The 15229-nt window shown below is 45.4% G+C and carries 12 protein-coding genes and 1 tRNA gene; 3 read left to right on the top strand and 10 right to left on the bottom strand.

Annotated features, from left to right (window positions below; genetic code table 11):
• Positions 1-316 precede the first annotated feature (316 nt).
• The 10 genes from speD to ACE04G_RS28050 all read right to left on the bottom strand — a co-directional run bounded on the left by speD (position 317) and on the right by ACE04G_RS28050 (position 12977).
• Positions 317-718: an adenosylmethionine decarboxylase gene (speD, locus tag ACE04G_RS28005; protein WP_091011877.1), complete on the bottom strand. Its 402-nt coding sequence runs from the start codon at positions 716-718 to the stop codon at positions 317-319.
• A gap of 336 nt (positions 719-1054) precedes the next feature.
• Positions 1055-1642 carry a non-ribosomal peptide synthetase module gene (locus ACE04G_RS28010; protein ID WP_076216938.1) on the bottom strand — a complete coding sequence of 196 codons (588 nt, stop codon included), beginning with the start codon at positions 1640-1642 and terminating at the stop codon, positions 1055-1057.
• Positions 1643-1908: 266 nt separating this feature from the next.
• Positions 1909-2565 carry a ribosome biogenesis GTP-binding protein YihA/YsxC gene (gene yihA / locus ACE04G_RS28015; RefSeq protein ID WP_221820869.1) on the bottom strand — a complete coding sequence of 219 codons (657 nt, stop codon included), beginning with the start codon at positions 2563-2565 and terminating at the stop codon, positions 1909-1911.
• A gap of 156 nt (positions 2566-2721) precedes the next feature.
• On the bottom strand, positions 2722-5061 hold the full coding sequence (gene lon, locus ACE04G_RS28020) for an endopeptidase La (protein WP_221820870.1): 2340 nt from the start codon (positions 5059-5061) through the stop codon (positions 2722-2724).
• 86 nt (positions 5062-5147) lie between these two features.
• On the bottom strand, positions 5148-6902 hold the full coding sequence (lonB, locus tag ACE04G_RS28025) for an ATP-dependent protease LonB (protein WP_221820871.1): 1755 nt from the start codon (positions 6900-6902) through the stop codon (positions 5148-5150).
• A 167-nt stretch (positions 6903-7069) separates the two neighbouring features.
• The gene (gene ispG / locus ACE04G_RS28030; protein ID WP_076216934.1) at positions 7070-8167 is read right to left on the bottom strand and encodes a flavodoxin-dependent (E)-4-hydroxy-3-methylbut-2-enyl-diphosphate synthase; all 1098 of its coding nucleotides are present in this window, start codon (positions 8165-8167) and stop codon (positions 7070-7072) included.
• 120 nt (positions 8168-8287) lie between these two features.
• Complete coding sequence (gene clpX, locus ACE04G_RS28035) at positions 8288-9541, bottom strand: ATP-dependent protease ATP-binding subunit ClpX (protein WP_076216933.1); 1254 nt, start codon at positions 9539-9541, stop codon at positions 8288-8290.
• A 12-nt stretch (positions 9542-9553) separates the two neighbouring features.
• Complete coding sequence (gene clpP, locus ACE04G_RS28040; protein WP_076216932.1) at positions 9554-10144, bottom strand: ATP-dependent Clp endopeptidase proteolytic subunit ClpP; 591 nt, start codon at positions 10142-10144, stop codon at positions 9554-9556.
• A gap of 379 nt (positions 10145-10523) precedes the next feature.
• A complete protein-coding gene (gene tig / locus ACE04G_RS28045) occupies positions 10524-11864 on the bottom strand; it encodes a trigger factor (protein ID WP_221820872.1) in 1341 nt (446 codons plus the stop codon).
• A gap of 138 nt (positions 11865-12002) precedes the next feature.
• Positions 12003-12977 carry a hypothetical protein gene (locus tag ACE04G_RS28050; protein ID WP_397376256.1) on the bottom strand — a complete coding sequence of 325 codons (975 nt, stop codon included), beginning with the start codon at positions 12975-12977 and terminating at the stop codon, positions 12003-12005.
• A gap of 194 nt (positions 12978-13171) precedes the next feature.
• On the opposite strand from ACE04G_RS28050, the gene ACE04G_RS28055 reads away from it, so the two are divergent.
• The 3 genes from ACE04G_RS28055 to ACE04G_RS28065 all read left to right on the top strand — a co-directional run bounded on the left by ACE04G_RS28055 (position 13172) and on the right by ACE04G_RS28065 (position 15109).
• A tRNA-Arg gene (locus ACE04G_RS28055) sits at positions 13172-13245 on the top strand.
• Positions 13246-13303: 58 nt separating this feature from the next.
• Positions 13304-13513: a hypothetical protein gene (locus ACE04G_RS28060; protein WP_221820873.1), complete on the top strand. Its 210-nt coding sequence runs from the start codon at positions 13304-13306 to the stop codon at positions 13511-13513.
• A gap of 366 nt (positions 13514-13879) precedes the next feature.
• A complete protein-coding gene (locus tag ACE04G_RS28065; protein ID WP_339178897.1) occupies positions 13880-15109 on the top strand; it encodes a CynX/NimT family MFS transporter in 1230 nt (409 codons plus the stop codon).
• Positions 15110-15229 lie beyond the last annotated feature (120 nt).

A 15229-nucleotide genomic window follows, 5' to 3' on the forward strand; every position in this document is an offset into this window, starting at 1 on the left:
TTCCAATCAAAGTGCTTACTGCATATGTCTATCCATTTATGATTGACATGGTTAATTATATCACACATCATAGCCGTGACCGGGTCATTTTTATGAAATGTTTATGAAATCACCATGTTCATCATCATATGCACTGTCATTTATTGTAGTGTCTCACCAAAGTTCACCGTTATGCGTTAAAAAGTGTTGATTATGAATATTCATAACGATACGCATATTAAAACAAATAGCCATGGAATTATTCCATGACTATTAGAGTTTGGGAGGTTATGTGTCCATCCCGATATGTGAACATTGTATGCAATATACTTTTTATTTAAACCCGTTCCGTCTGGTTGTTCATCTCTGGTGTTTCAACTTGCAATTCGCCCAATCCACGTACCAACTTCTTTGCATACGTTTTTTCAGGCTTTAATACGGATACCAGGTAGTCAATAGCAAGCTGTGGATCTACGGTCTCCCCACAAGTGTAACAATCAATCGCTGCAAAACCTCTCTCAGGATACGTATGAATGGAGAGATGGCTCTCAGACAATAGTACAAGTACGGTTGCTCCCTGTGGGTCAAACTGCTTGGACTGCACGGACATTACTGTCGCGCCACATGCCTCCGCTGCTTCAACCATTTGGGCTTCCAGATACTCTGCATTGTTCAGTAGATTAAAGTCGACACCCCAAGTATCAACAGCAACGTGTCTTCCGAAAGTTGAATATTCCATCCTTCGGTTCCCCCTTCCTAGGAATAAAATGTTTGAAAAAATTTCATCCGCTAGGACCTACGTCATTCACTTCCCGAGGGAAAAATCTCTCGCAACATATAATGTCCTGAGTGAATCCTGGTTCCTATATTGTTTTCAACGAGATTAAAAATAACATTGAATCAGAGTGAAATCAACCCTTTTCCAGAAGATTGTAAAATAAATATGTTCAATTCGGAATATTTGATCTCACATCAAAAAATCCCCCTGAAACCTCCACATTGGCGAGTGCCACTGCCCGGAAGATACAAGGGAATTCATTATATACACATACGTTTATAAACATACAATTTTAAGCTAATAGGCTTCAAGCTCAAACAACCGTTTTTGATGACGAGCAAGGGTCTCATCAATCTGATGGAGCTGATCAGCAGTCGCATCTTTTCTAGTGTCCAGCAGTGAATCGATCTCGGCATACACACGGTTGATTTCGCGTTCTACATCTCTGGCCTGGAACAGATGTTGCAATTCAAGCAACGTATTTTTGTATTCATAGATCACTCGGGTGTTCTCCCCGGTCTTCTCCACAATTTTGTGGACAGTGCCTTGAGCATAAACATACGTCATGGTGAACCCTTTATAGATCCGATGAACGACCCCGTCACCCTTAAAAGTCACAAAGAGCTTCCGGACAACGTTGGTCAGATGCAGATTCACCAGGCGGCAAGATAACTCACAGATATAGAACCCTTCTATGCGGTCAAAAGGGAAATGCACTTCTTCTCCACTTACATCCCCCAGCACGACCTCCTGACAACCATTGTCCAACACCTTAACCCGATGATGAAGCCTGCCGTCTTCTGTCATGCGCAAAAACTGATGCATCTGGGGTTCTGACAATTTCATAGTGGCCTTAACATACTCTGTGGCTAACCGCTGAGCCATACAAATCCCTCAATTCTTTCCCGATTGTTTTGTCTTCCTGCACATGTAGCAGTCATCTCAAAATTCTTCAGGCCGGCTAAGCCGGATGTTTGGTACTGTTGGCAATATGCACCTATGCTCATTATACACTACCCTAACGTTATATTTCTCCAGAGCCAGATGATGAATTCTCACGAAATCCCATAAAAAACCGGATTAATCTGGATCTCATCAAAGATTCACTTAGCATGCTCACTTTCCTGCACTAAAACGGTGTACTATCTCGGTTATCCGTTAATTCCGTTGGTTTCTTCCTCATCAGAAGCACCCTCTGCATCCAGCACTGGTGCATACTTATCTATGCGGGCATGGCGGGTAATGATGTCCCATAACTCTTCTTTCCCCAATCCCTCTTCGGATGAAAACGGCACAAACAAATCCCCTGAACGAAGACCCAGTGATTCCTTAATGACTTTGATATATTTGGCTCTGCGTGTTTTTGGAATCTTGTCCATCTTGGTTGCTACAACAACCAAAGGCAGTCCATTATGACGAAGCCATTCGTTCATCATCTTGTCCTCTTTGGACGGTTCATGTCTCATATCCACCATCTGCATAACCAGTTTCAATTCTTCGCGTCCCAACAAGTATTTCTCCATCATTTTACCCCAGGCAAAGCGTTGCTCTTTGGAAACTTTAGCGTAGCCATATCCCGGAAAATCGACGAAGTAGAGATCCTGATTAATTTTATAATAGTTGAGTTGCTGTGTCTTACCCGGTGTTGAGCTCGTCCGAGCCAAATTTTTACGATTGATCAAACGGTTGATCAGGGAAGATTTCCCCACATTGGAGCGTCCCGCCAAAGCAATCTCTGGCAGACCGTCATCGGGGTATTGTTCAGGCCGAACGGCACTGATAATAAATTCAGATTGATTTACTTTCATATTGTATCTTTCCTCTCTTGAACGCCTATGCTATGCATCACCTGTTGAAGGTATTATGCCATGGATTGTTCTATCATACCAAAAAAACCGTTCCAGCGGACGCCGAAGCCTCCGCAGAACGGTCTACTCTTCATACGAACCTTTCGGATGTGTGGATTACAGGTTAATGCCTGTCTGCTCCACAAGTGCATGCTGCAATACCTGATCCATATGGGCTACAGGTACAAACTCCACATCTTCCTTGATGCTGTCTGGAATGTCACGCAGGTCCCGTTCGTTATCCTTAGGCAATAATATTTTTTTATAACCGGCACGATGGGCTGCCAGTGATTTCTCTTTCAGACCACCAATCGGCAGTACACGTCCACGCAGTGTTATTTCACCAGTCATCGCGATATCCTTGGACACATGTTTGTTTGTTAAGGCTGAGATTAACGCTGTTGCCATCGTAATCCCGGCAGATGGACCATCCTTCGGAATCGCTCCTTCCGGAACGTGAATATGAATATCGTTCTTCTCATGGAAGTCAGGCGAAATTCCAAGCTGTGTAGCTTTGGAACGGGTGTAACTGAATGCGGCTTGTGCCGATTCCTTCATGACATCCCCCAGTTTACCTGTGAGAGTCAATTTACCTGTTCCAGGCACAACAGTCACTTCAATGATAAGGGTATCTCCACCCACTTCAGTCCACGCCAGACCCGTTACAGTACCAATCTGATCTTCCAGTTCGGCCATACCATAACGGAATTTGCCAGGTCCAAGGTAGTCTTTGATCTTATCTGATGAGATGTTAATCTGACCTTCCACACCAGATACGACGTTCTTGGCAGCTTTCCGGCACAACGAAGCCATCTGCTGTTCCAGATTACGCACACCTGACTCCCGTGTATATTCACGAATTACACGCAACAACGCGTCATCCGGTATTTCCAATTGCTTTTCTTCCAGACCATGGTCCTGCTTCTGTTTGGGCAACAAATAGTTTTTCGCAATTTGCAGCTTCTCCAGCTCCGTGTAACCAGGGATGTTGAGCATTTCCATCCGATCCAGCAATGGACGCGGAATATTGTGTACCGTGTTGGCAGTTGTTATAAACATAACGTTGGATAAGTCAAACGGCAATTCTACAAAATGATCACTAAACGTATTATTCTGTTCCGGATCAAGTACCTCAAGTAACGCTGCGGAAGGATCTCCGCGGAAGTCTGAAGCCATCTTATCAATCTCGTCCAGCAGGAATACCGGATTCAGAGAACCTGCCGTTTTCATCCCCTGGATGATACGCCCAGGCATGGCCCCTACATAGGTGCGTCGGTGACCACGAATCTCAGCTTCATCCCGCACGCCGCCAAGAGATATTCTTACAAACTCCCGACCCAGCGATCTCGCGATCGAACGAGCAAGTGATGTTTTACCGACCCCTGGAGGTCCAACCAGACAGAGAATGGGCCCTTTGAGCTTCTTGACGAGTTTCTGGACAGCCAGATATTCAAGCACACGCTCTTTGGGCTTTTCCAATCCGTAATGATCTGCATTCAGCACATCTTCGGCTTTTTGGATATCCAGATCATCCGCTGTCATCTGACTCCAAGGAAGGCCAAGCAGCCAATCCACGTAGTTGCGAATGACTCCGCCCTCAGCTGAACTTGCAGGCATTTTCTCCAGTCGATCAATTTCTTTCTCGACCTTTTCTTTCACCTTGTCCGGCAAGCCGAGTTCTTCCATCTGTGTGCGAAGTTCCTCAACCTCACCCGCACGGCCTTCTTTTTCACCCAGTTCTTTCTGGATCGCTTTCATCTGCTCGCGCAAATAATATTCCTTCTGCGTTTTCTCCATCTGTTTCTTCACGCGTTGGCTGATCTTGCGTTCAAGCTCCAGCACTTCGCGCTCATTGTTCAGGATATCCAGTAATTTCTCCAGACGTTCCCGAACATCGATGGTCTCCAGAATTTCCTGTTTATCCTTGATCTTCAAGGACAGGTGACTCGTGATGACATCGGCCAGACGCCCTGGTTCTTCGATGTCAGACACCGCTGCGAGTGTCTCTGGTGTCACTTTTTTGGACAGATTAATATAATTCTCGAACTGGTTCAGAACGGTACGCATCAAGGCATCCGTCTCCGGATGGGTGTTCTCCTCTTCAGGCAGCTCTTTAGCCAGTACTTCATAATATTCCTCGTTGTCCGTATATTCAATAATTTCAGCCCGTTCCAAGCCTTCTACGAGTACACGAATCGTACCGTTTGGAAGCTTCAGCATCTGTCTGACCTTGGCCACGGTTCCGATTCTGAAAATGTCCTCTTGTGTTGGTTCTTCAATATTTACTTCGGCTTGGGAACATAGGAGAATCAGATGTTCTTCTACCATCGCTTTTTCTAAAGCCTTGACCGATTTCTCCCGGCCCACATCGAGATGCAGTACCATACTCGGGTAGACGAGAAGTCCTCTTAAAGGCAGTAAAGGAAAACGACGACCTTTCGCTTTGCTCGGTCCCATCGCTTTCGCACCTCCAATGGCTCTCAGGTTGTAGTCATTCATTATTCTATCAAATGTTCACATAAAAAACCAATGAAGGGAAGCGCTTAGCAGCTTCCCGAATCTGTAACCTGTCCTGGGCGAGGCACGTCCGCACGCAAATAGGAAGCGGATGCCGGCGGAAAAATCTCCGGTGCAGGTGCAACTGTCTCCTCTGCAAGCTTCGTTTGTTCCATCTGTTGTGATTCCGGAACCCAGGCAAACACTTCACGGAATACATCCTCTACGGTATCTACCGGGATAACGCGCAAGCCATCCAGATTCTCAAAAATGGACTGCCAGTTCTCCGCGGGAATAATAACGGTCTTCGCTCCTGCCTGAAAGGCAGCCTCCACCTTGGCTAGCACGCCACCAATAGGCTTAACCCGACCATGAATACTGACCTCGCCAGTCATCGCTGTCTCATGATCCACAGGGCGTCCCTGAATCGCTGATGTAATGGCAGTCGCCATGGCAATCCCGGCGGATGGACCATCAATAGGTGTCCCACCTGGGAAATTCACGTGTAAATCGTAATCATTCGGGCGAATACCCATGGCTTTTAATACGGTTAACACATTTTCAACCGAGCCTTTGGCCATACTTTTTCGCCGGAGTGTACGCGAACCGCCTCCAATCTCTTCTTCATCCACAACGCCTGTAATGTTGATTCGGCCTTGATCTTTAAGAGCCGGAACAGCAGACACTTCGATCTCCAAAATGGTTCCCATATTCGGTCCGTATACCGCCAAGCCGTTAACAAACCCCACCTGCGGCTGTGTAGGGACCTTCCGATCAGGCCGTGGCTGAATCTGGCTGCTACCCGCCACCCACTCCACATCAGACGCCTGAAGCGTCTCACGCTTCTCTGTCAGCGCAAGTCCAGCAGCCAGCTGGATGATATTAACCGCTTCACGTCCATTGGTTGCATATCGCTTGACCACATCAACGGCATCCGGACATGGACTGAACCCTATTTTCTGAACAGCATCCTCTGCAATTCGCCCAATCTCCTCAGGCAACAAAGGACGGAAATAAACTTCCATGCAGCGTGAACGCAAAGCTGGTGGCAGTTCATGAGGGGAACGTGTCGTTGCTCCAACAAGGCGGAAATCGGCCGGTAGGCCATTTTGAAAAATATCGTGGATATAAGCAGGAGTATGCGTGTCTTCCGAGTTATAGTACGCACTCTCCAAAAACACCTTGCGATCCTCCAACACTTTCAACAGCTTATTCATCTGAATCGAATGTAATTCACCAATTTCATCAATAAAAAGCATTCCCCCATGCGCTTTTGTCACAGCTCCCGGTTTTGGTTGGGGAATACCAGCAACGCCCATAGCTCCTGCTCCCTGATATATCGGATCATGAACCGAACCAATTAAGGGGTCAGCAATACCACGTTCATCAAAACGGGCTGTTGTTGCATCCAGCTCCGTGAATTTGGCGTCTGGCTTAAATGGAGAAGATGGATTCTTCTTGGCCTCTTCCAACACAACCCTTGCGGCAGCTGTCTTCCCGACTCCGGGTGGGCCATAAATGATAACATGTTGCGGATTCGCACTGCATAATGCAGCTTTAAGGGCACGCAACCCATCTTTTTGCCCAACAATATCATTAATGGTAGCTGGACGCGTCTTCTCCGACAGCGGCTTGGTGAGTGAGATTGAACGCAGCTTGCGCAGCTTCTCCAGTTCCTTGCGAGATTCACGCTCAACGGCACTGCGGTTCGTTTTCTGGCCACGCAGCAGGTTCCAGAAATACAAACCAATCACCACTCCAAAAAATAACTGAATCAACATGATGACCATACCAAATTCCATGTCTTCACATCCTCCTATTTTGTCGCTATTCTCATATGAGATCATGCTAATACTTGGTAGTATAGCCTTTTCAACGCGACGTAAACGGGCGATGCAGAATTTGTATGCGAGAAAATAAAAAGCCCGCCATCGCTGGCGAGCTTTTGTTGTAACAAGATATGAATCAATCAGTGCGAACGACCAGGAATAACACCTGTCTCTTCGTAGGCTTCGACGATTTTGTCGATCTCTTTTTTTAATTCCTCAACCATGATTTCTTCAGGTACTTTACGAATCATCTTGCCGTGACGGAACAAGAGACCTTCTCCACGAGCACCGGCTATGCCGATATCCGCTTCTTTGGCCTCACCTGGACCATTAACCGCACAACCCAACACCGATACTTTAATCGGCACCTTCAGTTTGGAGATATACTCTTCCACTTCGTTGGCAATGGAGAACAGGTCGATATCCAATCGTCCACACGTTGGGCAGGAGATCAATGTAGCTGCATTTGTAATGAGTCCAAATGTTTTGAGCAGATCACGAGCGACCTTAATTTCTTCTACCGGGTCCGCACTCAGTGAGATCCGCATCGTAGAACCAATACCCATGGACAATAAGGCTCCCATACCTGCGGAGCTTTTGATCGTACCGGAGAACAGTGTACCTGCTTCGGTAATCCCGAGATGCAACGGATACGGAATGATTTGAGCTGCTTTGGTATATGCCTCAATCGCCATCGGCACATCCGATGCTTTGAGTGACACGATGATATCATGGAAATCAAGCTCTTCCAAAATACCAATGTGATACAATGCACTTTCTACCATAGCATCTGCCGTAGGATACCCATACTTCTCAAGGAGATGGTTTTCCAAAGACCCCGCATTTACTCCAATCCGAATCGGAATACCACGGTCTTTACAAGCCTTAACCACTTCTTCCACTTTCGCACGTTTACCGATGTTACCTGGATTAATCCGAACTTTATCGATGCCGTTCTCAATCGCAAGCAAAGCCAGCTTATAGTTGAAATGAATGTCCGCTACGAGCGGTATATGAATGCGTTTCTTGATTTCCTTGATGGCTGCGGCAGCTTCCTCATTATTCACCGTTACACGTACCACTTGACAACCCGCTTCTTCCAGTCGCAGAATCTCTGCAACCGTTGCTTCAACGTCTGCCGTTTTGGTTGTACACATACTTTGGATAATGACTTCGTTACTGCCACCGATCGTTACGTTTCCCACTTTCACGGGACGTGTATCCTGTCTTAAATACATGAGTGATTTCTCTCCCCACAACGTCAAAGCTCCACCCTGACAGAGACATGAATTCGCCTTCTGCCAAAGTGGAGAACTGACAAGTCTATATTTCAGAGTTCAACGGGATTCAGGCCTTTATTAGGCGCTCTCTTCCTGCTTATCGTCCTTCGATTGGCTTAGTTCAGGCACGACTCTTTTCTCAACAACTTCTTCGGTAATGACACAGTTCGTAACATCATCACGTGAAGGCACTTCATACATGATTTCAAGCATGATACCTTCAATGATGGCACGTAATCCACGTGCACCTGTGTTACGTTTAATTGCTTCTTTTGCAATCGCAAGCAATGCAGCTGGTTCAAATACCAGATTCACATTATCCAGCTCAAGCAGTTTTTGGTACTGTTTGGTAAGCGCGTTTTTTGGTTCAGAAAGAATCCGTACCAACGTATCTTCATCCAATGGCTCCAAAGTGGAGATGACTGGCAGACGGCCTACAAATTCCGGAATCAGACCAAATTTCAGCAAATCTTCCGGCAATACCATACCCAGGTATTCACCTGGTTTCAGATCTTTTTGCTCAGAAACGGTATTAAAACCAATGACTTTTTTACCGATCCGGCGTTTGATCATTTGCTCCAGACCATCAAAGGCACCGCCGCAAATGAACAGGATGTTCGTTGTATCGATCTGAATGAATTCTTGATGAGGGTGTTTACGACCACCTTGTGGTGGTACAGAAGCCACAGTTCCTTCAAGAATTTTTAAGAGAGCCTGTTGCACACCTTCGCCCGATACATCACGAGTAATGGATGGGTTTTCGGATTTACGCGCTACTTTATCAATCTCATCGATATAAATAATGCCACGCTCTGCTTTTTCCACATCATAATCAGCAGCTTGAATCAGTTTGAGCAGGATGTTCTCTACATCCTCACCTACATAACCCGCTTCTGTTAATGACGTAGCATCCGCAATAGCAAAAGGAACATTCAAAATTTTTGCCATCGTTTGCGCAAGCAACGTTTTACCAGAACCTGTTGGTCCTAACAGCAAAATGTTACTCTTTGACAATTCAACGTCTTCAATTTTGCTTTGTGTGTTGATCCGTTTGTAGTGATTATACACCGCAACAGACAATGACTTCTTCGCTTGTTCCTGTCCAATAACATATTGATCCAGGATATTACGAATTTCTTTTGGTTTTGGAATATCTTTGAGGTCTACTTCTTCGTCATGACCGAGTTCTTCCTCAACGATTTCGGTGCAAAGTTCGATACATTCATCACAAATGTACACGCCTGGTCCAGCGACCAGCTTACGCACCTGCTCCTGAGATTTACCGCAAAAAGAGCATTTCAGTTGCCCTTTCTCATCGTTAAATTTAAACATGAAACCACCCCTTTAGGAATTGATCGGTCTACTGAGCACCTGGTCAATAATGCCGTACGTCTTAGCCTCTTCAGCGCTCATGAAGAAGTCACGGTCTGTATCCCGCTCAATTTTCTCAAGAGACTGACCCGTACGATCGACGTATATTTGATTCAGTTTCTGACGTGTTTTAATAATCCATTCTGCGTGTATCTTAATATCCGCAGCCTGTCCTTGAATGCCGCCAAGCGGCTGATGAATCATTACTTCGCTATTTGTCAGCGCATATCTCTTGCCAGGTGCACCGGCTGTCAGCAATAACGAGCCCATGCTTGCTGCCATCCCAACGCAAATGGTAGATACATCCGGCTTGATAAATTGCATCGTATCGTATATACCCATCCCTGCGGTGACAGAACCACCAGGTGAGTTAATGTACAAGCTGATATCCTTCTCAGGATCGTCGGCTGCCAAAAACAAAAGCTGTGCTATGACAAGATTGGCTACATCGTCATCAATCGCACTGGTTAGAAAGATAATGCGATCTTTCAGCAAACGTGAATATATATCGTAAGACCGCTCGCCTCGATTGGTTTGTTCTATAACCATTGGCACCAGACTCATGAGACCAACCTCTTTTCTACATGTAATTAGACATAGGCCACCTGTAAAGCAAACCCAAATTCATTCTAACACTTTCCTGTGACAATGTCATTTTTCACAAGAAGGGTCAGACATCCGTTTGTTTACTTTTTTAGCCTGATCATATTTAACCATGTTTTCTATGTATGTGCAAATTGAAGCCATCCTATGCCGTATTGCCTTTTTTTATTTGCATGAAGTACATAGGTATGTAAAAAGTGTACAGGGATCAATAAAATTAGTGTTCATCCATATAATTACTTCATTTTCTATAAAATGGATGTCGTAATTTAAAAATAAGGCACGCAATAATTCACGTGCCTTATCGTTTATTCAACTGACAAGTTGATAATAGCTTGTCTTATTTTTCGTCAGCTTCTGCAACAACTTCTTCAGCTGGAGCTTCAACCGGTTCAACAACTGTGCTGTTCTCAACAAGAACGTCAATCGTTTTACGCAGTTTAACTTCATCGCGAAGGCTGTCCAGGGAACCATTACCTTCGAGGATGCCACGGATCTCATCAGCAGGACGCTTGTAAGATTCAGCCATTTTCTCGAGTTCTTGATTCACTTCTTCGTCAGATACTTCAATGTTTTCCGCTTTACCTACAGCTTCAAGCACAAGGTTGTTGCGAACACGTTTGGAAGCATCTTCTTGCATTTGTCCTCTCAGGTCAGCTTGAGTCTGGCCAGAGAAGCTCAGGAACATTTCAAGGTTCATACCTTGGTTACGCAAACGGTTATCGAAATCGCGCATCATGTTTTGTACTTCGCTCTCAACCATTGCAGCAGGAATGTCCACTTCAGCGTTCTCAGCCACTTTTTCTACAACTGCATTTTCTTGTGCAGCTTTGGCTTCGTCAGCTTTACGGGATTCCAATTGTGTTTTCAGGTCAGCTTTGTACTCTTCAAGAGTGTCGAATTCGCTAACATCTTTAGCAAACTCATCATCCAATGCAGGAAGCTGTTTGCGTTTGATTTCGTGAATTTTCACTTTAAATACCGCTTGTTTGCCAGCAAGTTCTGCTGCATGGTAGCTCTCTGGGAAAGTCACTTCTACGTCTTTGAAGTCACCTGTGGACAGACCCACAACTTGTTCTTCAAATCCAGGAATGAATGTGTTGGAACCCAGTTCCAGGGAATAACGTTCAGCTTGTCCACCTTCGAAAGGTACACCATCAACGGAACCATCGAAGTCGATTACTGCAACGTCGCCGTTAGCAGCGGAACCTTCATCGATTACAACGAGTTCAGCGTGACGTTGTTGAAGACGCTCAAGTTCTTCAGTCACTTCTGCTTCAGTTACTTCACCTTTTGCTACAGCAACTTCGATTCCTTTGTAGTCACCAAGAGTAACTTCAGGTTTCACAGTTACTTTTGCTTTGAACTTGAAAGTTTGTCCTTTAGCGAATTGTTCAACATCTACGTCAGGACGATCAACCGGGAAGATATCCGTTTGGTCGATTGCTTCTGTATAAGCTTCAGGAAGCAAAATGTCGATTGCTTCTTGATAAAGGCTTTCTACACCAAAACGTGCTTCGAAGATGGAACGTGGTACTTTACCTTTACGGAATCCAGGTACGTTTGCTTGTTTAACCACTTTATTAAAAGCTTTGTCGAGCGCTGCAGTTACACGATCTGCATCCACTTCAACCTCAAGAACCCCAAGGTTCTTCTCTATCTTTTCCCAAGTTGCTTTCATTGTATACTTTCCCCTCCAAAATTCACATGTTCACGTAGGCAATCACGTACAAAATAACCATTTTAGTATAAACAAGATTAGATTCTTTTTCAAGGGGAATCCCTTGATACGGTTTAAGGAAAACGTTTCCGGCCTCTATTAACCATCCAATCCGGCAGATACAAACTGCTTCATGGAACGATAAGCCTGCTCCAGCCGAAAGCGCATTGCCCCTGTCACAGCATACATTGAGCGAGTATTTTCCTCATCATGCGAGCCACCCAGACTGTCTGCAACGGTCATATGTAGAGCTGCTGCCCATATATCTGTCATGGAATCATTTTCTTCCAACATGGATACATAATCACGAGTTCCATACACGGCCATGACATATTGTATCCATAACTCCTGAGCAAAATAAAAGAGCGTAGGTTCATGAACCTCCGTCTGATCTGCCACTCGTTCCAAAATCTGAACGATCTGGAGCGGGAATTCCTCTGGTTTAAGAGGCACGGTATCAATCTCGACTTCAACCTGCTCTTCGCCTCTCGTAAACAGGATCATACCTTGAACGCCTCGGCGACGCAAGGTTTGCAGCACCCGAAATTGAAGCAAAGGGTGAAGTGACTTCTCTTTTAACCAACTCGTAAGTGCCTCATCAATCTTCGGCAGATCAAGATAGGCCAGCTGCTCCAAAGCCAGCATTGTCTGTTCAGACAGCGGCTCTTCCATGACTGTGCGAAGCATCTTATCTGCATAGCCATCATCCTGTTCAAGCTTCATTCGGGCATGCTGTCGTGCCATGTCCTCCTCACTAATCTCTTCTTCCTCTTCTCGTTCTTCAAGAACGGCAGGCGAGGTTTCTTCATATTGAGGAAACGCAGCCTGAAGCCATTCGAGCAGGGCCCGCCATTCATCGTAGTGGCGCTCTTCCTGTCCCTGACATTGCAGCAAAAAGTGAAGCAATTTCATCGCTTCACCATACCGTTCATTTTCAAGCATAACTGTCAATTGAATCTGGTAATAGTCCAGCGTCTTAGGAAACAGCACAATATTGTTGTTATGCTCGGTTTCCGGGGTCGTGGATTCCTTAATGGGAGCACCTCCTCTATATCCTGAATCTCCAGTTGGCATCAACCTAAATAGATATATATTAAAACGATTGTTGATCTATTTTTTTGAGTTCTCCTGATATTCTAACATAACCTTAAATATAATGAAAAAAACGTTACTGCCGCCAAATATCATATACGAAAAACAGTTTAAAATAAAATGCTTGATATTCCTGTATGCATATGATAAAATCAATTTTGCTTGAAAAAAATCATGTCTCAGTAGCTCAGCTGGATAGAGCAACGCCCTTCTAAGGCGTCGGTCGGGGGTTCGAATCCCTCCTGGGACGTATTAAAAAGAAGCTTCCTTCGGGAAGCTTTTTTTGCGTTCTGGGGATGAGAACCCCAATGGTTCGTCGGAGCATTCGCTTCGTTAGCACCACTTCGCAGTCTCGACTGCAAGGAGAGTATCCCTCCTGGGACGTATTAAAAAGAAACTTCCTTCGGGAAGTTTTTTTGCGTTCTGGGGATGAGAATCCCAATGGTTCGTCGGAGCATTCGCTTCGTTACGTGCTCTATGTCGCTGCATTGGAGCGTCTGCATTTGCTCACTCTATAAGCAATACGTTGAAGTATCGATGTTCTAACGAACACAGGACAGTTTATTTGCTACAAATTCAGCATAACTGAATTCTAACGAATCTTAGAAAGCTTATTTCACCATTCTGGAATATTAACTCACTTATTTGCACACTTCATAGCCTGATTAACGTCGCTGAGGTTCGTTAGAATCTGAAAATAGCGGTTTTACCCATTATAAGACCTCGTGGATTCGTTAGAGTTCACAGGTTAGTCAAGGCACCCACGGTCCATTGGGTGTTTTTTCATTTCATTGCTCAATATTGACATAGAATGTTATGCTTACGGAGTGGATTATGTAACAATCCATACATATTAACTTCTTAGGACACAGGAGATTTTATCAATGTCATCATCAATACAGCAACACTCATCTATCCATACCGAGGAAGAACATTCTTCAACATCCAAAAGATTCGGCCTGTTGTTAGCAGGCATTATCGTCATCGCCGCTACCATGAGGTCACCGATTACAGCAACCGGACCTGTAGTGGAGATGATCCGCTCAGATACAGGTATCGGCCATACAATGGTCGGGCTTCTGACCTCACTTCCTTTGCTCGCCTTTGCAGCAGTCTCCCCCTTTGCACCACGTCTTGCCAAACGGTTAGGACTCGAATCTGCTCTGCTATTGGCTGTCATGATTGTAACCATTGGGGTGGCCCTACGCTTGTTGCCTTCCGTTCTCTCCTTATATGCTGGAACCGCAATTTTGGGGTGCGGCATTGCATTAAGCAACGTGCTTTTGCCAAGTTTGATCAAACGCGATTTCCCATTGCGAGTAGGTATCGTCACCGGATTATACTCTGTATCCATGAACATATTTGGCGCCATTGCCTCAGGTGTGAGTGTGCCCGTAGCAGGAGCCACATCTATAGGTTGGCGTGCTTCGTTAGCCATGTGGGCCTTGTTGTCCATATTGGCGCTTCTCTTGTGGCTCCCCCAGATCGCCGCAGGACGTCAGCGAATGTTATTCATAGCCACTCAGAGTGAAGGGACGCCTGTACGTCTACGGACCTCTTCTCTGGCCTGGTTCATTACTTTATTTATGGGTCTGCAATCTCTAATATTCTATACAACGATTACCTGGCTTCCCGAGATTCTCGCTGAGCAAGGATTCAGCCCCACCTCAGCAGGGTGGATGCTCTCCCTAATGCAGATGGTTAGTGTACCAGCTACCTTTATCGTTCCAATCCTCGCCGGCCGAACGCGAGATCAGCGTGTTCTAACCGCGATAACGTGCTCTTCTTTAATTATCGGGTATGCTTTATTGTTAAGTGGCATCGCTTCGCTCGTTACCATTGGTGTCACGTTGGCAGGAATAGGTGCTGGAGCTTCATTTGGAATGGTAACCATGTTCTTCGTCCTTCGCACAAAAGATGCCAGACAAGCTGCCAGCCTGTCCGGTATGGCCCAGTCCTTCGGATATATGCTTGCGGCAGTGGGACCTCTACTGTTCGGCATGCTTCATGACTGGACAAAAGGATGGACCCTGCCGTTACTAATACAGGTCATTCTGGCCATCGCTTTGCTAATCGCAGGGATTCAGGCCAGCAAAAATAGAATGATCGGTTAGTCATACATTTCATTTATAAAAAACAAAACGGCCACCATCCTGCAAATCAGGATGGAGGCCGTTTATGCATAGAACAATTCCTTCATTAATTTAATCAATTTTAATCAATTTCAATGAGGG

It is taken from the genome of Paenibacillus sp. AGC31, from assembly GCF_057334655.1.

Excerpts from the sequence above, each read along its gene's own strand:
- speD (WP_091011877.1), bottom strand. The coding sequence starts at position 718 with ATGGAATATTCAACTTTCGGAAGACACGTTGCTGTTGATACTTGGGGT.
- ACE04G_RS28010 (WP_076216938.1), bottom strand. The coding sequence starts at position 1,642 with ATGGCTCAGCGGTTAGCCACAGAGTATGTTAAGGCCACTATGAAATTG.
- yihA (WP_221820869.1), bottom strand. The coding sequence starts at position 2,565 with ATGAAAGTAAATCAATCTGAATTTATTATCAGTGCCGTTCGGCCTGAA.
- lon (WP_221820870.1), bottom strand. The coding sequence starts at position 5,061 with ATGGGACCGAGCAAAGCGAAAGGTCGTCGTTTTCCTTTACTGCCTTTA.
- lonB (WP_221820871.1), bottom strand. The coding sequence starts at position 6,902 with ATGGAATTTGGTATGGTCATCATGTTGATTCAGTTATTTTTTGGAGTG.
- ispG (WP_076216934.1), bottom strand. The coding sequence starts at position 8,167 with ATGTATTTAAGACAGGATACACGTCCCGTGAAAGTGGGAAACGTAACG.
- clpX (WP_076216933.1), bottom strand. The coding sequence starts at position 9,541 with ATGTTTAAATTTAACGATGAGAAAGGGCAACTGAAATGCTCTTTTTGC.
- clpP (WP_076216932.1), bottom strand. The coding sequence starts at position 10,144 with ATGAGTCTGGTGCCAATGGTTATAGAACAAACCAATCGAGGCGAGCGG.
- tig (WP_221820872.1), bottom strand. The coding sequence starts at position 11,864 with ATGAAAGCAACTTGGGAAAAGATAGAGAAGAACCTTGGGGTTCTTGAG.
- ACE04G_RS28050 (WP_397376256.1), bottom strand. The coding sequence starts at position 12,977 with ATGCCAACTGGAGATTCAGGATATAGAGGAGGTGCTCCCATTAAGGAA.
- ACE04G_RS28060 (WP_221820873.1), top strand. The coding sequence starts at position 13,304 with ATGGTTCGTCGGAGCATTCGCTTCGTTAGCACCACTTCGCAGTCTCGA.
- ACE04G_RS28065 (WP_339178897.1), top strand. The coding sequence starts at position 13,880 with ATGTCATCATCAATACAGCAACACTCATCTATCCATACCGAGGAAGAA.